At 33.4% G+C, this 17,316-nt stretch carries 16 protein-coding genes and 1 riboswitch; of the genes, 10 read left to right on the top strand and 6 right to left on the bottom strand.

All coding sequences use genetic code 11. The features are described from left to right. Window positions 1-9: 9 nt before the first annotated feature. The 9 genes from J5G60_RS02725 (at window position 10) to J5G60_RS02765 (ending at window position 8,174) form a co-directional block, all read left to right on the top strand. Window positions 10-1,491 carry a spore germination protein gene (locus tag J5G60_RS02725; protein ID WP_150356286.1) on the top strand — a complete coding sequence of 494 codons (1,482 nt, stop codon included), beginning with the start codon at window positions 10-12 and terminating at the stop codon, window positions 1,489-1,491. After that, the gene (locus J5G60_RS02730; RefSeq protein WP_150356287.1) at window positions 1,491-2,585 is read left to right on the top strand and encodes a GerAB/ArcD/ProY family transporter; all 1,095 of its coding nucleotides are present in this window, start codon (window positions 1,491-1,493) and stop codon (window positions 2,583-2,585) included. Before J5G60_RS02725 ends, J5G60_RS02730 begins: the two co-directional genes overlap by 1 nt. Next, complete coding sequence (locus J5G60_RS02735) at window positions 2,572-3,711, top strand: Ger(x)C family spore germination protein (protein WP_150356288.1); 1,140 nt, start codon at window positions 2,572-2,574, stop codon at window positions 3,709-3,711. Before J5G60_RS02730 ends, J5G60_RS02735 begins: the two co-directional genes overlap by 14 nt. Before the next feature lie 147 nt (window positions 3,712-3,858). Further along, window positions 3,859-4,236, top strand: coding sequence for a demethoxyubiquinone hydroxylase family protein (locus tag J5G60_RS02740; RefSeq protein ID WP_150356289.1), 378 nt, complete (start codon window positions 3,859-3,861; stop codon window positions 4,234-4,236). Between the two features lie 14 nt (window positions 4,237-4,250). Continuing rightward, window positions 4,251-5,075, top strand: a complete 825-nt coding sequence (locus tag J5G60_RS02745; RefSeq protein ID WP_150356290.1) for a family 1 encapsulin nanocompartment shell protein — start codon at window positions 4,251-4,253, stop codon at window positions 5,073-5,075. Window positions 5,076-5,209: 134 nt separating this feature from the next. Further along, window positions 5,210-5,382: riboswitch (cobalamin riboswitch) on the top strand. Between the two features lie 147 nt (window positions 5,383-5,529). Beyond that, window positions 5,530-6,198 (top strand): energy-coupling factor ABC transporter permease, encoded by a 669-nt coding sequence (locus J5G60_RS02750; protein WP_150356291.1) that lies wholly within the window; start codon window positions 5,530-5,532, stop codon window positions 6,196-6,198. A gap of 2 nt (window positions 6,199-6,200) precedes the next feature. Further along, complete coding sequence (locus tag J5G60_RS02755) at window positions 6,201-6,545, top strand: hypothetical protein (RefSeq protein ID WP_150356292.1); 345 nt, start codon at window positions 6,201-6,203, stop codon at window positions 6,543-6,545. Between the two features lie 3 nt (window positions 6,546-6,548). Continuing rightward, the gene (cbiQ, locus tag J5G60_RS02760) at window positions 6,549-7,328 is read left to right on the top strand and encodes a cobalt ECF transporter T component CbiQ (RefSeq protein WP_150356293.1); all 780 of its coding nucleotides are present in this window, start codon (window positions 6,549-6,551) and stop codon (window positions 7,326-7,328) included. Window positions 7,329-7,340: 12 nt separating this feature from the next. Beyond that, on the top strand, window positions 7,341-8,174 hold the full coding sequence (locus tag J5G60_RS02765; protein WP_150356294.1) for an energy-coupling factor ABC transporter ATP-binding protein: 834 nt from the start codon (window positions 7,341-7,343) through the stop codon (window positions 8,172-8,174). 28 nt (window positions 8,175-8,202) lie between these two features. On the opposite strand, the gene J5G60_RS02770 is transcribed toward J5G60_RS02765, so the two are convergent. The 3 genes from J5G60_RS02770 to J5G60_RS02780 form a co-directional block, all read right to left on the bottom strand. Then, window positions 8,203-8,880, bottom strand: a complete 678-nt coding sequence (locus J5G60_RS02770) for an AEC family transporter (protein ID WP_347562617.1) — start codon at window positions 8,878-8,880, stop codon at window positions 8,203-8,205. A 149-nt stretch (window positions 8,881-9,029) separates the two neighbouring features. After that, a complete protein-coding gene (locus tag J5G60_RS02775; RefSeq protein ID WP_190972170.1) occupies window positions 9,030-9,803 on the bottom strand; it encodes a YczE/YyaS/YitT family protein in 774 nt (257 codons plus the stop codon). 61 nt (window positions 9,804-9,864) lie between these two features. Beyond that, the gene (locus J5G60_RS02780; RefSeq protein WP_179977082.1) at window positions 9,865-10,470 is read right to left on the bottom strand and encodes a GGDEF domain-containing protein; all 606 of its coding nucleotides are present in this window, start codon (window positions 10,468-10,470) and stop codon (window positions 9,865-9,867) included. A gap of 787 nt (window positions 10,471-11,257) precedes the next feature. On the opposite strand from J5G60_RS02780, the gene J5G60_RS02785 reads away from it, so the two are divergent. Then, complete coding sequence (locus tag J5G60_RS02785) at window positions 11,258-11,986, top strand: DUF434 domain-containing protein (protein ID WP_150356296.1); 729 nt, start codon at window positions 11,258-11,260, stop codon at window positions 11,984-11,986. 70 nt (window positions 11,987-12,056) lie between these two features. Here the strand turns inward: J5G60_RS02785 and J5G60_RS02790 are convergent, their stop codons facing one another. The 3 genes from J5G60_RS02790 to J5G60_RS02800 all read right to left on the bottom strand — a co-directional run bounded on the left by J5G60_RS02790 (window position 12,057) and on the right by J5G60_RS02800 (window position 17,197). Further along, complete coding sequence (locus tag J5G60_RS02790; RefSeq protein ID WP_236035072.1) at window positions 12,057-14,087, bottom strand: PAS domain-containing hybrid sensor histidine kinase/response regulator; 2,031 nt, start codon at window positions 14,085-14,087, stop codon at window positions 12,057-12,059. Between the two features lies 1 nt (window position 14,088). Further along, window positions 14,089-15,783 carry a putative bifunctional diguanylate cyclase/phosphodiesterase gene (locus J5G60_RS02795; RefSeq protein ID WP_150356297.1) on the bottom strand — a complete coding sequence of 565 codons (1,695 nt, stop codon included), beginning with the start codon at window positions 15,781-15,783 and terminating at the stop codon, window positions 14,089-14,091. A 142-nt stretch (window positions 15,784-15,925) separates the two neighbouring features. After that, complete coding sequence (locus tag J5G60_RS02800; protein WP_150356298.1) at window positions 15,926-17,197, bottom strand: DNA recombination protein RmuC; 1,272 nt, start codon at window positions 17,195-17,197, stop codon at window positions 15,926-15,928. Window positions 17,198-17,316: the final 119 nt, after the last annotated feature.

Here is a 17,316-nt window from a genome sequence, read left to right on the forward strand (position 1 = left end):
GTGATACTTATGGATAATTTCAGTATAAACGGCAATATACAGAGGATCATCAGCGGCCTTGGAGATACAGAAACGGTTATAACAAGGTCCTTTGAAATAGGATATAAGCTTCCAATACAGGCAGTACTTATTTATGTAAATTCTCTTGCAGACAAAGAATCTATAAATCGAAACATATTAAATCCCCTTATGCTGCATACAGATGACAATTTGTACCTGTCGTCGAATCTGTGCAGTACAATATGCAAGAAATATATAACTTCAAGTAATACGCTTATAGAAAAGGATATTGCTCAGGCCATATTTGCCTTGAAACGTGGAGATACTGTGTTGATTATAGAACATATAAGTGAATTTATAATAATAGATACAAGGGACGGAAAATACAGGCAGATATCAGAGCCTTTGAATGAGTATGCAGTCAGGGGATCGAGAGAAGGATTTGTTGAAAACCTGGAAACAAATGTAAGCTTGATTAGGAGGATAATAAAACATCCGGATCTCACTATCGAAAATTTTACCTTGGGGAAATATACTCAAACAGATATAAAATTGATATATATAGACAGTATTGCAGATGAGAAGATCATGAAAAACATACGTGATAGGCTGGCTGTTATAGATGTGGATTCGATAACGGGGGTGGGTATTGTAGAACAGTATATAGAAGATCATCCCTGCAGTTTGTTCCCTCAATGTTTTGCAACTGAGAGGCCTGATATAGTCATAAATGATTTAATGGAAGGAAGAGCTGTAATACTGTGCCAGGGGACACCTTATGCTCTTGTAGTACCGGCATTGTTCACAGAATTCTTTCAGGCAATAGAGGACTATTATGAAAGAAGTGTATTATCTTCCTTGATTAGGATTTTGAGGTTGATCGCAGTTATTTTAGTTATAACTCTTCCTGCTGCCTATCTGTCTTTTATAAAATTTAATGCAGAGCTTATACCGATACAATTTCTCCTGCCTTTAGTATCTACAAGAAGGGGGCTGTTATTGACTCCTCTAATTGAAATATTGTCCATGGAAATGGTAGTGGAATTTTTAAGAGAAGGAGGATTGAGGCTTCCGGGCAAAATAGGGCAAACTCTTAGTTTAGTTGGAGGGTTTATTATTGGCGATGCGGCATTAAGAGCGCGTCTGGTTAGTCCTGCTACTCTTGTAGTTGTGGGAACAGCTGTAATTGGAACATTCGTCATTCCCAATTATGACATGTCACTTTCTATACGTATAGTGAGGTTCCCGATGATAATACTTGCTGATATATTTGGAATTGTAGGTATTGCTGCTGGCTGGTATCTCATTTTGTTACATCTGTTTTCAATGAACAGTTTTGGAGTACAGTATCTGTCTTTTAAAAGGAACGACTTGAAGGATATATTCATTAGGGCACAGTTGTGGAATATGGATGAGAGGCCTGAAGCTATACCAAATAAAAACAAGATCAGGCACGGAGGCTCTATGAAAAAATTCAGGAGGAAGCATTGATGCAGAACAGCCTAGAAAATAAAATAACTTCATATCAGCTGCTTTGTATTTTAACGGGTACTGCTGTAGGCATAGGTTTGATAAGTCTTCCAAATGAAGTAACTCAAATAGCCAAGCAAAATGGCTGGATTTCAGTTATTATCGGTGGAGTCTATCCTCTATATCTGGTGTATATTGCGTGTATATTGCAGAAAAAGTTCCCAGATAAGAATATATTACAGTTGAGCAGACAATTTTTAGGAACTTTTTTAGGAAACTTTCTAAATTTGATCTTTATGTCTAATTTTGTACTGTACACTACGGCTGTTGCATCCGGGCTGACCATTCTTTTGACAACTTTTATAATGTATTTTATGGTTCCTGTGAGATTACTTATATTTATAGTGTTTCTAGGAGCCATATCGAGTTACAGCGGATTAAAACCTTTGGCAAGTATAAATGAACTGATCTTTATATTTACTATAGTGGTTTCTCTTATCTCACTTGTTGCACTGGGCAAAGGAAAACTTATAAATGTACTTCCTATATTTGATCTGAATACTAAACTTTTGCTCAGAGGAAGCATTGAATCGTGTTTCTCATATGGTGGTACGGAAATAATTTTTTTGTTTTATCCTCTGTTAAGCGATAAAGAAAACTTTAGAAGCTGTGCGTTAAAAGGTGTACTATTTATAGTGATCTTGTATTCATCCTTAACTTTTTTGACAGTATATTATTGTGGAATAGACTTAGTAAAGAAATCTTTCTGGGCAGTACTTATAGCTGCTAAATCTATTGAAATACCGATAATAAATAATTTCAGGTTTATATTCATGTTTCTGTGGAGTATAGTAAATTTTAAAACTATTTCCAACAATTACTTTGCATCTGTATTTATTTTACAGGATTTGTTTAAAAGGTCTTCGATAAAAAAACTGTCTGTAATTATATATCCCCTTATAATATTGATATCTTCTACATATCTAAATGAAGAATCTCGGAGAACTTTTTTAAAATTTATAATTCCAAAATACACTTTATTCAATATAGCATACCTGACCATAGTATGCTGTATGGCACTTATAAAAAAGGATGGTTTAAATGAAAAAAAATAAATTTTTAATTATAATACCGTTATTAGTTATAGTATTTTCATTTTTTATAACGGGGATAAAAGATTCAGATGTGGTTGAAAACCTGGAAATAGTAGCTGGAATAGGATCAGATATTGAATATGAAACTCCTGATATAATATCATACAGCACACCTTTGTCCGTCTATATATTTGGCGATACCAGTGAAAATGATGAGAACATCAGGGTAAGTAGTGCAATAAGAAGGGGAGTTGGAGGAACTTTAGGTAAAACCAGGGAGAACAGACAATCCTTATCAGACAAAAAAAGCATATTTGGATTTGAAAAGGTATATGTAATAAGTGAAGACAGTGCTGTTTGCGGAATTGGACCGGTAATAGATATATTATTCAGAAACCCCCAATTAAATGATACAGGCTATTTTGTAATATGTAAATGTAAGGCTGAGGATATGCTTTCCCATAAAGTAAAAGGTTATCCAAGTTCCTCTGATTTTATAGAGGGCCTGTTAAAAAATGAGTATAATTATTCCTTTTTCCCAAAAGATACAAAGATAACGGATTTGTACACTTCACTTTATGTTGAAGGTATCAATCCTGTAGTACCTTACATTGAAATAATCGATGACAATATAAAGGTATCAGGCATGGCCTTATTTAAAGAATCACGCATGGTGGCAAAATCAAGTTTTGATGACAGCAAATGGCTTAATCTAATGGGAAATGATAAAGGCCGCGGAATTGTGAGTCTACAAAAGACTGCAAAAAATTATGCAGACTTCTATGCGTATTCATCAAAGAAAGTCTATGTAAATAAAATCGGAGGAAAACTTCATTTTACAATAAATTTAAGGTTGAAAGGAGATATAATTACAAATACCTATTTTAAAGATCTTTCAAAAAATAAAGATGTTAAAAAGACCTTTGAAAATGAAATTGAAGAGAAGGTACGCAAGAATTGCTGTTCAATTATAAATAAAATGAAGACGGAGTATAGAACAGATTGTATAGGTCTTGGCCAATATGCTGCAGCTAAATATGGAAGATGGAGCAATACGGATTGGAACAAAGAAGTGCTTAATTCCAATATAGATATAAATGTGAAAGCATCTATAGAGAATTGGGGACGTGGTTCTTTTGAAAAATAATTTTGGATCACATATTTGTATTGGAGAACAATTTATTATATAATATATATTACTAGGGAGAATAAGCTAGCGGTTACAGTATAAGGTAATATGTATGACAATTTAAAATATTTCATAAATCTAAGTACAAGGAGGAGGTAGGTTACTATGCCAAATTTTGCAAATCCATTTCAAGGAAATGTGGACAGAAAGATGACTAAAGAGGAGCTTATTCAGGCTGTGAGACTTGATATTGCAGGAGAACTTGAGGCCATATATCTGTATGAATCACATGTGCTGGCAACAGATAATGCTGCAGCCAAGAAGGTGATAGCAGACATAAGGGATGAGGAGAAAGCACATATAGGTGAATTGATGTCCTTGTTGAAGATACTTGATCCTGAAGAAGCAAAACATTTTGCAGACGGTGAAACAGAAGTTGCAGAGATGATGGAAGAGTTGAATATTCAAATTCCTGAAGTAAAAGAAAAGCCTAGTCAGGACAAATCCGCCCATAAAACTGTGGGCAGTTTGATAAAGGATTGAGGGGGGAAATAGTCATGGATTATTTATCAAGAGAAAGTGCACCTTTTTCAGATAATTTGTGGGGAAAAATAGATGATACAGTTGTTAATACTGCAAGCCGCGTGTTGATTGGAAGACGTTTTTTAGATATTTTTGGACCTCTTGGTGCGGGTATACAAAGTATAAGTTCGGACAATCTTGATGAGAGCGGATCGATAGAAGAGGAAACTTCAGAGGGAATATCGAGAATTAAGAACAGAAAATATGAGGAGATACCACTTGTGTATAGTGATTTCACTCTTCTTTGGAGAGACATTGAAAACAGTGAAAAACTGGGTTATCCACTGGATCTATCAGCAGCTGTGTCCGCTGCAGAAGCATGTGCGCGAAAAGAGGACAAGCTGATTTTCCTGGGAAATGAGAATTTTGGATATGAGGGAATTTTTAATGCAAAGGGTACTAATAAAGTAGAGAAGAGTGAATGGAAATCGGGAGAAAATCCATTTACGGATATTGCTTCAGCTGTCGAAATTTTGACCAAGCAGGGTATTTATGGAAGACTCGCATTAATTGTAAGTCCTGATCTGTACCTGCAGATGCAGCGTATACAACCTGGAACAGGAGTGCTTGAAATTGATAGAATTGGTAAGCTTCTGAATGGGAATATATTTACAAGTCCTGTTCTTGGAACAAATAAGGGGGCACTTTTATGTACTGAACCTAATTATATAGACATTGTAATAGGTCAGGATATAGCAACAGCATACCTTGAACTCAGGGAATTAAATCATATTCTTAGAGTTTTAGAAACGGTGCTTTTGAGAATTAAAAACAGAAAATCCATAGTTATTTTTGAATGATTGGATTTTAATTAGAGAAGCAAATTCTTTAGGGAATTTGTTTCTTTTTTACGATACAATATATTGTGATTGTGCTTGACAATTCTGTGAGTTTGTGAGAAACTGAATTTGTCATATAATAACTTTATTAAAAAATAAAAGAAAAATATATAGGTGAATTTTACTTAAAAGGAAAGCAAGATGAAAAGTCTGCACGGTCCCGCCGCTGTGAAAGAGGAGCCCTTATAAAATATGCCACTGGGAAACTGGGAAGGCTATAAGGGTGATGAATCCAAGTCAGAAGACCTGCCTATATATTAGTGACCATTCGACTCTACGAGTGATAGGGAGGTGACTAGATGGTGAAATTTTATGATTCTTTATATAAATCATAACCCCTTAGCATTTGCTGAGGGGTTATGATTTATTTGGCTTTGGTTTAAAATATTACAATTAAACTAGGGGGTATTAAAAAATGCATATTGAAGATGGTATTTTATCGCCTCAAGCGTGGGGAACATGGTATGCAATAAGTGCTGTGTTTATGGTACCTGGAGTTAAAGAAATCAAGAAAAGAGTTAAAGAAAATTTATATTATAAACCATTTTTAGCAATGGTAGGAGTAGCTGTGTTTGTCATATCATGTATGCATATTCCTGTACCTGTGACAGGTTCCTGCTCTCACCCATGTGGTACTGCACTGGCGGCTATTATTGTTGGGCCCTTTGCTACAGGAGTGATTTCAGCTATTGTATTGTTTTTTCAGGCTATATTTCTGGGACATGGAGGTATAACTACTATTGGTGCCAATACTTTTTCTATGGGTATAGCGGCAGGTATTTTGGGATATCTGTGCTGGAAAATTTTAAGATATTTTAAGAGTCCCATCTGGCTGGCAGCGGGAATAGCGGGTTTCATGGGTGACATAATTACTTATCTGGTAGCTGCTTTGGAGTTGGCAATAAGTTTACATGGACATGTTCCTTTGATGAAGCAGTGGATGATATTCTTTTTAGGCTATGGACCTACGCAACTGCCTTTAGCTATTGCAGAAGGTGTGTTTACAGCTTTGGTTCTTCAGGTTATGGTAAAAAGGAGACCTGATTTGTTACCTGGTATACTTAAAAAAGGGGAGGCGAGGTAATTATGGAATCAAGCAACAGTATGGGCAGCAAAAAAGGCAAGAGTATTAAATTTTTAGACAAATTTACACGTGTTATGTTAACAGTTATGATAATTATATTTATATTTATATTTGGAGCATCGAAGTACATGGTCAATCATAAAATGGAAGCCGGAGGTACGGATGACAAAGTGAATACTATGGCTTCTGTTACAGCTAAGACAGACCATAAACCTTTTATCGAGCTTCCTGGTGATGCACAGGTAGGAGCATTTTCTGTAGCAAATTTTTTCGCAGGTTTAATAGTGGGACATCATTGGGAAAAATTATTTGGCGATTCCAGTAAAAATAAGTTAAAGGAAGAATAAATTATGGAACTATCTTCATTTGGCAGGATATCTGGCAATAAAAGTTTTTTACACCGTTTAGATGGAAGAGTAAAAACCGTACTGTTTTTAAGTGCAATTATAATAACAACTTTTTTGTCCAAGTGGTATCTTATAGTATCTCTGTGGATGCTGTCTATAATTGGATATTATACTTTGGGTGTTCCCTGGAAAAGACTTATAAAAAGGCTTCTCATACCTTTTAGTATAGCATGGCTTGTATTTGTAAGTGTACTTTTTACAAATGGGGAAACTGTTTTAACATATATTCCCTTTGGAACTTATCATCTGAATATATACAGAGAGGGACTTGCGCTTGGAACTTTATTGATGCTGAGAATAATGGCTGCAGTTAGTCTTGCATGCATACTTTCTTTTTGCACTCCGATGATTGAAATACTGGAAACCCTCAGAATACTAAAAGTTCCTTCGATTATAATAGATTTAGCTGATATGATGTATAGGTACATATTTATAATTGAAGATACGGGCAAAAATATGAGATATGCACAACTAAGTCGTATGGGGGATAGATCCAGCTGGCTGCGTCGTATAGAGGATACGGGCAAAATAGCGGTGTATATTATGATAGAATCTTTAGATCGAAGTGTAAGAGTTTATAATGCTATGCTTTCAAGAGGATATAATGAAGATAGTAGACAAGCTAAGTTTTTTACTTACCCTATTCCAGCTGGAGATTTTCGTTTTGGAATTTTGATAATGGCTTTATTGATGGTTTTAATTTTGATAAATATATTTGTTTAAAGGAGAATAGTTATGTCACTTATTGAAGTGGATAAAGTCAGCTATGCCTATAGTGATGGCAGCCTGGCACTTAGAAATGTTAATATGAAGATAAAAAGGGGAGAAAAAGTGGCAATACTGGGGCCAAATGGAGCAGGTAAATCGACACTTTTCCACCTATTTAATGGAATTTCAAAACCTAAATCCGGCATTATTACGATAAATGGACTGAAAGTATGCAAAAAAAATTTAGTTAAAATAAGACAGATGGTAGGCATGGTATTTCAGGATTCCGATGATCAACTTTTTAATTCTACAGTTCGCCAGGAAATAGCCTATGGTCTTTTAAACATGGGAATGAGCGGAAAGAAGTTAGAAGATACCATAGCATGGGCGTTAGATGTGGTTGGAATGAAAGGATATGATGACAAAAGTCCCCATAATTTAAGCGGAGGACAGAAAAAGAGGATTGCACTTGCAAGTGTTCTCGCTATGAAGCCCGAGGTGATGGTGCTGGATGAACCTACTGCAGCTCTTGATCCCAGGGGAGTATACAAGTTGATTAAGCTTTTGGATCTTATAAATAAAAAGCTGAAAATTACTTTGATTTTTGCCACCCATGATGTAGATACAGTTCCTCTTTTAGCTGATACAGTTTATCTTTTAGATAAAGGAAGCATTGTGATGGGAGGTACTACTGAAGAAGTATTCAATCAAAAAGAGCTTATTCGAAAAATTAATTTAAGGCTTCCAAGAGTAGCTCATTTAGTTGAAATACTAGGTAAGGATGGAATGTTAAATGTGGATAGCCTTCCACTTACTATTGGTCAGGCAAAAGAAGTTCTGGAAAACCACCGGGGGTCGTGAATAAATTGTGAACAAAGCTTAAATTTTTCTAGAAGCACAGTTTGATTATTATAGGTATGGTTATTATGGACAACAGGGAAGAAAAAGATACTATAAAGGCTGAATACTCCTTGTCCTTGTTGAAATTTTCTGCAAAGATTGTTGTAAAAGCGCCGGCAGGCATAGCCTGCATTAAAATCAGCGTTTTTATGACAATGGAATTTTCACCACATAAAATTGAAATAAGATACAGTGCTCCAGGTAAAATTATGAGTTTTATGAGTGAGCCATAGTACAAACTCTTGTCCTTTATAATCTTTCTAAGCTCACTTCTTGACAACAAACTTCCTATTATAAGCATGGATATTGGGGTGGTAAGTCCTCCCACCATATTTATGGTATCCATGAGTATAATAGGTATTTTTATTGAAAAAATCATTATTATGAGTCCTATAAAAGAGGAAATTATTCCAGGATTTTTTAAAGATTTTTTCAGGCCTTTGAGGCTCTTTTTATTATTAAAGAGCATTACTCCGTAAGTCCATACAAAAATGTTGAAAAGTATATTGAAAACAGCAGCATACACCACTCCTTCCTTTCCAAAAACGCTTTGGGCCACCGGAAATCCCATGAAACCGCAGTTGGAAAACATCATGGCAAACTCAAGAGTATTTCTTTTTTTCTTGATGTAGACATTGCAATTTATGGTGATAAAATAACATTTGATATATTATCAAAACTTCATGCAGACCTTGAGTATGAAAGTCCTATGCCCTATTTTTTTGATATTGTGGATTATACGCATTTGAATCATCAAAAATTAAAAGAACACATCGATAGAGTAGGAAAAATTATTTACAAGAATAAAAAAAGAGGTTAGATCAAGTGTTTCTTGGGTTCAGATGGAGTTTGTTTATAAGAAATACTTTTCTCCATCTGAACATTATTTAATATTTGTTCTTTGCACTTTTTTTCAAGTTTGTTATCTGCGCCTTTGATATTTCTGTATAAATCTATGAAATTCATATGATGGGTATTTTTAGAGTCATATTTTCCTATTCTGAAGGCAAATTCCACAGCAGGTCCAATTCCCACTGCAGATATCAGAGTGCCAATTCCAGCAGGGCCTCCTAAAAAGAATCCTATTATCAAAACTGTAATTTCCATGCTTCCTCTTATAAGCCACACTGGTTTATTCAGCTTTTTTACAAGACCTTCCATGAGTCCGTCTCTGGGACCAGCGCCCAGCTCAACTCGCAGATAAAAATATGTGGATATGCCCATGAGTATAATAGATAGTATGAGCATCAATATTTTCCCTGTAATATTTTGAGGTGTTCTAAATATACCTGTGTTGTTCATTAAATCCACGAAGATTCCAACGAAAAACATATTAAACACGCTTCCAATTCCGGGAATTACTCCGAGAAAAATCGAAAGCAGTATTATGCCAAGGCCTACGATTTGAGTTACTTGTCCTAAAGAAAAAATGGAATGATTTACTATACCCATGTGAAAAACATCCCAGGGGCTCATTCCAAGTTTTGAATAGAGTGCCAGAAGTATTGATATAGAACATAAAAAAAAGCCAAAAAATAGAGAAGGCATTTTAAATAATAATTCTATACATATGCTTTTATAAAATTTCATGATTTATTCCACCGTCTCTTTCCACAATGTAATTTTATATTAGAAGTTTAATAGAGAATTGTCAACTACTATAATATTTAAAGCAATTCCGGCCGCTTTTTTTTGCAAGATAAAGTGCTTTGTCTGCATTATTAATGCATTTTTGTATATCGTCTTCGCTAATTATATGCATGGAAAATACACCTAAACTCACAGTTATAAAAGAAGAGCACTTTAGAGCCTCATTTGAGACTTGAATTTTAGAAATAGCATCCATTATATTTTTGGCAGTTTTTAAAATGTCTTTTTTTCCTGTATTAAAGGCTGCATAAATGAATTCATCACCGCCCCACCTGGCAGCAAATCCAGAAAATTGCTTGGCAATTGAATTTATCTGTCCGGCTGTTTTTACAAGCACTTTATCTCCATATATATGTCCATAACTATCGTTAAACCATTTAAAATTGTCAATATCTATTACTATTATGGAAAGCAAAAAATTTGTCTGATTGGTATTTTCGAAAGGTATATGCATATAGTTGTTGAAGCTTCTTCTATTTGCAATACCTGTCAGCTCGTCAATAGATGAAAGGCTTTTAAGCAGTCTGTTTGCCTCTTCCAATTTATTGTTAATGGATTTATTCAGTAATGTTTCATATCTCAAAAGCCGGTTTGATTTTTTTAACATTGTAGTGCTCTTATATGTTTTACAATAATTATTATATATAACTCTTGAAACAAAAAAACAGATTGGAATAAATAGGCCCAGATTAAAATAATGTGTAATCAATGTGATACTGTATTTTTGAAAAAATGGTAATCCTATAATTAGAACCAGGGAGGATGATAAAATTGAAATCAAAAAACTGCCTGTAGACATTATAAAAAAGCTGGAACAGGTCATCATATTTATCATAAAAACCATCAGGTGGCCATAGTGTTCCTGGTCAATTAAGGAAATGATACTTCCCCATATCATGATAAAATTTATATAAAGCACTATTGTAAGTTCATTTTTCCTTATTGTTTTGACAGTGTTATTTGCAATTTGGAAGTTTTTATAATATATTGATAAAAATAGCAAGTTCATTCCGATAAAAATTATATAAAATGGCAGATAAATAAAGATATAATCTTTATAGGGATAATATATTGAGCCTGCGATATTTACGATTATGAACCATATTTGACAGATAATAAATACTTTTGCCAGTATCCTTAATCTTGAGATATTATTTTTGACCATATCTGTTCTGAAATTTATATCATCGTATTTTTGGAAAAAGATCTTCTTAAAAAAATTGTTTTTCATAAGACATCCCTCTGAATAAGTTATGGACAATTATATCATTCTATTTTATAAAAATCAATAAAAAGGACAACTATCCTATGAAGTATTTGAGTACATTCACTTTGACAAATAGGGTAAAATAGATATTGATGGGTGATACTATATTTGCTGTAGGAGAATAATAATGTATAGAAAATTAAAGATAGTGAACAGGGGAACTGATCCCGAGGACAACAGGTGGTTTTCAAAAGAATCTGTTTTAAAGCTTCAAAAAGCACAGCAGGAGGTAGAATGGCTTCTTAACAGGAATTATAAAGTATCTTCTATTTTAGAGATGGTTGGGAATCATTATCAGTTCTCCTCCAGACAAAGAGATGCTTTGAGGCGTTCAACTGCATCCTATGAAAAAATAAAAATAAGAAAATCGAAATGCCTTCCTCCTGATTCATTGAGAGACGAGTTTTTGTATATAGATGGATTTAATCTTATTATTACATTGGAAACAGCCTTTTCGGGGGCTCCTGTGATTTTGTGTAATGATGGGACTTTCAGGGATTTAGCAGGTCTTAGAGGTACCTATAATATTGTTGACAAAACCCATTATGCTCTGAATGCCATAGGGAAAAAACTTGATGATATGCATGTCTGCGGGGTCAATTTCCTGCTTGACAGGGGCGTATCAAATTCGGGAAGGCTGAAAAAATTTATTTTGGAACATTCTGTAGAATGGCATGCCGATACGGAAGTAAATCTTATGAATGGGGTGGATTCTTTTTTATATGAAAAGGAAAATATAGTGACAAGCGATTCTATAATACTTGATGAATGTTTCAGCTGGTGCAATCTTGCCAGGTCTATTATAGAGGATTACATAACCGATGCTAATATAGTGAATTTAAGCGGTAAAATATAAGAAAAACTTAAATGGGCATAAAGTTCAAAGATCCAAACTTTGAACTTCATTTTTAAAACAGCCGATTTTTTTACCCTAAAAATTTTTTTATGGTGATTTTCAATTTTTCAAGAGGAAATGGTTTTGAAATATAGTCGTCCATACCACTCCCAATGCACATTTCCCGGTCTCCCAGCATTCCATATGCAGTCATTGCCACTATGGGTACATGATTTCCAGTATGGATTTCATTTTTCCTTATTATTTTTGTGGCTTCAAGTCCATTTAATTCAGGCATCTGTATATCCATGAGTATTAGATCCACAGAAGTATTTTTCAAAAGCTTCAATGCCTGTTTTCCTGTATATGCGCATTGATAACTGTATTTTAAATTTTTTATCATATTTCGGACTATCTGCATATTTATATCATTATCTTCAACTATGAGAATGGTTTTATCCATGTTTTTTGATGATGATTTCCTGTTTTCATCAAAATTAGATGAGGAGTTGTTAGATGATTCACTAAAATCCAGAAAGAATTCTGATGTGAAATAAAAGGTGCTTCCGAGATTTTCTGTGCTTTCAAACCATATATCACCATTCATGATTTTTACCAGTTCTTTTGATATTGAAAGGCCAAGTCCCGTGCCTGAATAATCTTTGCTGTATGATATACCCTGCTGAGAAAATTTTTTAAAAATTTCCTTTTTAAATTCATCCTTGATTCCAATGCCAGTATCTTTTATGGAAAATTCAAGTATTATTTTTTCATTTATCTGTGATAATAATTTAATCTTAAAAGTTATTCTTCCGCTCTGTGTGAATTTAAGTGAATTATTAAATAAATTTATCAGCACTTGTCGTAATTTTAATTCGTCACCGGCCATTTTATAAGGTATAAGGGAATCCATGTAATAAGTAAAACCTATATTTTTCTTTTCACAGGCAAATGAAACTTCCCGTACGAAAACGTCAATCATATTTTTAAAATTAAATACTTTTATACAGAGATCAATGTTTCCCGATTCTATTTGGGATATATCTAAAATATTGTTTACTATACCAAGTAGATGTTTTGAGGAATTCTTTAATATTTCAATGTATGGCTCTTCATCTTCATTTATATTCATTAATCCAAGTAATTCAATAGCTCCTATAATGCCATTTAATGGAGTTCTGATTTCATGGCTCATGTTGGCTAAAAACTGGCTTTTGGCTCTATTTGCATTTTCTGCTTCTATTTTAGCTTTTTCTGCCTGTTGTTTAGCCTTGCTCAATTCTTTATAATTAGTTCTCAGCTCTTCCTCGGTGGCTGCCAGTTCTTCATATATAGAAGAGAGCTCTTCATATTTATTTTTCAATTCCTGTTCAGATTTTATCTTTTTAGTTATGTCTCTGGCAATAGTAGATGCTCCTATGACTTTATTGTCCTCATTGTAAATAGGTGAAACACTTATTGATATGGGAAGTTTTGTACCATTTTTGTGCATACGTACAGTTTCGTAATGATTTATCTTTATGTTATTTTTTACTTTGTCTAATATTGAAACAATATCTTCTTTACTTTCATCGGGTATAATCGTGGATATACTTTTACCTATGATTTCTTCTTTGCTGTATCCATAGAGATTTTGAGCTCCCTTGTTCCAGCTCGTAACAATACCCTTTAAATCCTTGGTTAAAATTGCATCTTCAGAATTTTCAATAATGGAAGCTAGTCTTCTTAAGGTATCTTCTTTTTTTACTCTAACTGTAATGTCTTTTATTACAGTTAAAAATAGTATTTCTGAATTATATTTAATTTTAATGTAGGACACTTCAACGGGAAAATTTGAGCCGTTTTTGGTGTGATGCAGGGTTTGAAAGTTTATTTTTTTACCTTCTGATCTTTCAAATTGCTGGTCCATATGAAATGGTTCGTTTGAAGATCCTAGATCAGATATTTTCATGGATAATAGTTCTTCCATTGAATATCCGTAACATTCTACTGCATTTTTATTGGCATACAGGATTTTTCCTTTTAAATTAACTACCAATACAGAATTTTTAGAGTTTTCCAGTGTATCTTTGTCTATTATAAAATTGTTTTGAATATTTTTATTACTTGCTGGATCAATCAATTTAAATTCCTCCAAAGTTCCTTTTTTTAATTAGAATTTTTTCAGCTTTATCCATAGTAAGTGGTCTGCTAAAATAATATCCCTGGATTATACTGCATCCAATTTCTGAAAGTAAGTTCAGCTGTTCTTTTGTTTCTACGCCTTCGGCAATTATTTCATAGTTCAATGATTTTGACAGGTCAATCATGCATTTTATTATGGATTTATTTTTTTTGTTGTAGATATTATTGATAAATGATTTGTCTATTTTTATTGTACTAATTGGCAGAGTGGTCAAGTAATTCAGTGAAGAATAGCCTGTCCCAAAATCATCTATGGAAATTTTAACTCCCCTTTTTAGAAGTGTATTTATAGTTTCAATTTTATAGCTAAATAGATCTATTAAAGTACCTTCTGTTATCTCGATTTCAAGCAGAGAAGGTGAGATGCCATATTTTTCATATATGCTTATAAACCTGTTTGCAAAATTGTACTTTTTTAATTGAATGGGGGAGACATTTATAGATATTTTTTTCAAATCATGATTTTTTGCTTTCATTTTATTGATTGTTTTACATACGGAGTCCAGTACCCATTCACCGATTTCTACAATATTTCCTGTCATTTCTGCTATTGGTATGAATTCATCGGCAGGGACAGATCCAAGTTTTGCATTTTGCCACCTCAACAGAGCTTCGAAGCCTACTACCTGGTTTTTTACAGTATCTACCTGAGGTTGATACAGTACATAAAATTCATTGTTTTTTACAGCTGACTTCAACTCCTGCTCAATATTGATTTTTCTGCGATATGAGTTTAATATTTGACGTTGAAAAAAGGTAAAAGTATTTTTCCCGTTAATTTTGGACTGATATAATGCTAAATCGGCATATTTGTATAGCTCGTCTATATCACTGGCATCTTTCGGAAATATAGTAATACCCATGCTTATTGTTATATATATTTTGTCACCTTTAACTTCAAATGGCTTTTTTAAATAATTGAATATATTGCCGCATAATTTTAATAGTTCATCAGATGAATTGAATTCATTGGCAAGTATTATAAATTCATCTCCACTTATACGATATAATTTTCCTAAACCTTTTATACATGAAATAATCAGCTGGCAAAAGATAATCAATAGTAAATCACCGTAATCATGGCCGAAAGTATCATTGACTAATTTAAAGTCGTCTATATCCATAAACATCAATGCGCCCTTTTGTGAATTGCCCAGAGCTGCTTTGAGGTCGTTTACAAATAGAAGCCTGTTTGGAAGATCTGTTAAAGAATCATAATAGGCAAGATGATCAATGTGTCTTTCCAGTGTCTTCTTTTCAGTAACATCTTCTATTGATCCAGATATCAAGCTGATCTTACCTTGAATATCCCTAGAGGCTTTTCCCCTGATAAGTATAAATTTAATTTCTTCAGCATTGGTTGAAACTCTAAACTCACTTTTATATGTGGAGGTATTTCCATTGAGGAAAAAAATCAGATCATTTTTGGCACTTGCTGTATCGGCATCAGCAGCAGTTTTTTGAATAAAATCAAATAGATCTTTAAAATTGTTTTTACTATTTTCAATTATGTGACTATAATTGCTGGATAAAAAAAATGTACTATTTTCTATATTCCACTCCCAAAGTGCTATGTCAGCTCTTTTTAAGGCTCTTAAATAAATTTGTTCATTTCCTTTACTGTGAATGCACATATTGACCTCCTTCCAATTTAAGTTTGACAGGTTAATGTTGAAGGTTAGGGAAAAATATCATATTTAAGGTAAATTTATTAATATTATATCATAATATGGCATGGTTATTTAAGTATAATTAGGTATACCTAAAAAATTGAAATCAATTATCTTTTTCTAACACAGAGCTGCTTTTATCCAATGGTAATTCTTCAACTGACCTCAATTTTCTCTCTATTGTCCTGGACTTTCTTGAGGCTGTTTCTATGGTATTGCTGGCTTCCTGAAGCTTTTTCTGGGTCTTTTCAAGTATAGCACCAAATTTTGAAAATTGAGTTTTTACTGCACCCAGCAGTTCCCAGACTTCACTGGAGCGTTTTTCAATTGCCAGAGTTCTGAAGCCCATTTGGAGGCTGTTTAAAAAAGCTGATATTGTGGAGGGGCCTGTTATTATGATCTTAAGATTTCTTTGCAGCTGTTCCATAAGACCAGCTTCTTTTGCTACTTCTGAATAGAGGCTTTCCGTGGGGAGAAATATAATACCGAAATCCGTTGTATTTGGAGGATCTAAATATTTTTTATTTACGTCCTGAGCTTCGGATCTTATTCTGGCAATCAGGGCTTTTTTTGATTGTTCCAGTAACAGCTTGTCTCCATTTTCCTCTGCATCCAGTAATTTTTGATAATCCTCCTGGGGAAATTTTGAATCTATAGGTAGATATATAAATTCTTTTTTTTCATCTTTGGATGGAATCTTAATGGCAAATTCAACTCTTTCATTGCTGCCTTTTTTTGTTGCCACGTTTGTTTCGTATTGTTCTTTTGTCATAATATCCTCCAATATGGACTGCAGCTCAATTTCACCAAATGTTCCCCGCACTTTTATATTTGAGAGAGCTCTTTTTAAATCATTGACACCATTTGCAAGGCTTCCTATTTCACCCAGCTGTTTGTAGAGAATTTCCAGTCTCTGACTTATGGAGGAAAAGGATGTGCTGAGCTTTTTATCCAGGGATTCATTGAGTTTTTTGTCAACCAGAGTTCTCATTTCATCGAGTTTTTTACTGTTTTCATTTTGCAGTCCTAAAATTCTTGTTTCTATTGTATCTCTCATCTTGTTGAGCTTTTCTTCATTGGAATTTGTAAGAGCTAGAAGCTGTTTTGAAAAACTGTCAAGCTGGTTTTTCTGTATATCGGAAATATTTTTGAGGTTATTTGAAAGCTCAATATTGCTTTGAGTTTTTAAAGAACTGTTTTCTTGTCTATTTCTTGAAAATTCATCTTTTATTGTAGAATCAATATTTATAAATATGTCTTTTATTGATCTATGTAAATTTGAAATATCTTTTGAACTGATGCTGGTGTTTTTTTTAATTAACAATATAGATGTTAAAATCACATTTGCCATTATGAGTAATATAGTAATAATCTCCATAAAATCACTCCATTTACAAAACTATTGTATAATTATTATAATATTGTTTTTCCGGAAAATAAATAGATCCTTTTGAAATAGCTTTTTTATATTTTATATGAATTTATAGTATTATATTG

This window comes from Clostridium sp. HV4-5-A1G (assembly GCF_900184915.1).
Classification (GTDB): Bacteria; Bacillota; Clostridia; order Clostridiales; family Clostridiaceae; genus Clostridium_B; species Clostridium_B aromativorans.

Coding starts and splice junctions, on each gene's coding strand:
- J5G60_RS02765 (WP_150356294.1), top strand. CDS start 7,341: ATGTCACTTATTGAAGTGGATAAAGTCAGCTATGCCTATAGTGATGGC.
- J5G60_RS02780 (WP_179977082.1), bottom strand. CDS start 10,470: ATGTTAAAAAAATCAAACCGGCTTTTGAGATATGAAACATTACTGAAT.
- J5G60_RS02740 (WP_150356289.1), top strand. CDS start 3,859: ATGCCAAATTTTGCAAATCCATTTCAAGGAAATGTGGACAGAAAGATG.
- cbiQ (WP_150356293.1), top strand. CDS start 6,549: ATGGAACTATCTTCATTTGGCAGGATATCTGGCAATAAAAGTTTTTTA.
- J5G60_RS02730 (WP_150356287.1), top strand. CDS start 1,491: ATGCAGAACAGCCTAGAAAATAAAATAACTTCATATCAGCTGCTTTGT.
- J5G60_RS02735 (WP_150356288.1), top strand. CDS start 2,572: ATGAAAAAAAATAAATTTTTAATTATAATACCGTTATTAGTTATAGTA.
- J5G60_RS02745 (WP_150356290.1), top strand. CDS start 4,251: ATGGATTATTTATCAAGAGAAAGTGCACCTTTTTCAGATAATTTGTGG.
- J5G60_RS02800 (WP_150356298.1), bottom strand. CDS start 17,197: ATGGAGATTATTACTATATTACTCATAATGGCAAATGTGATTTTAACA.
- J5G60_RS02750 (WP_150356291.1), top strand. CDS start 5,530: ATGCATATTGAAGATGGTATTTTATCGCCTCAAGCGTGGGGAACATGG.
- J5G60_RS02775 (WP_190972170.1), bottom strand. CDS start 9,803: ATGAAATTTTATAAAAGCATATGTATAGAATTATTATTTAAAATGCCT.
- J5G60_RS02785 (WP_150356296.1), top strand. CDS start 11,258: ATGTATAGAAAATTAAAGATAGTGAACAGGGGAACTGATCCCGAGGAC.
- J5G60_RS02795 (WP_150356297.1), bottom strand. CDS start 15,783: ATGTGCATTCACAGTAAAGGAAATGAACAAATTTATTTAAGAGCCTTA.
- J5G60_RS02755 (WP_150356292.1), top strand. CDS start 6,201: ATGGAATCAAGCAACAGTATGGGCAGCAAAAAAGGCAAGAGTATTAAA.
- J5G60_RS02725 (WP_150356286.1), top strand. CDS start 10: ATGGATAATTTCAGTATAAACGGCAATATACAGAGGATCATCAGCGGC.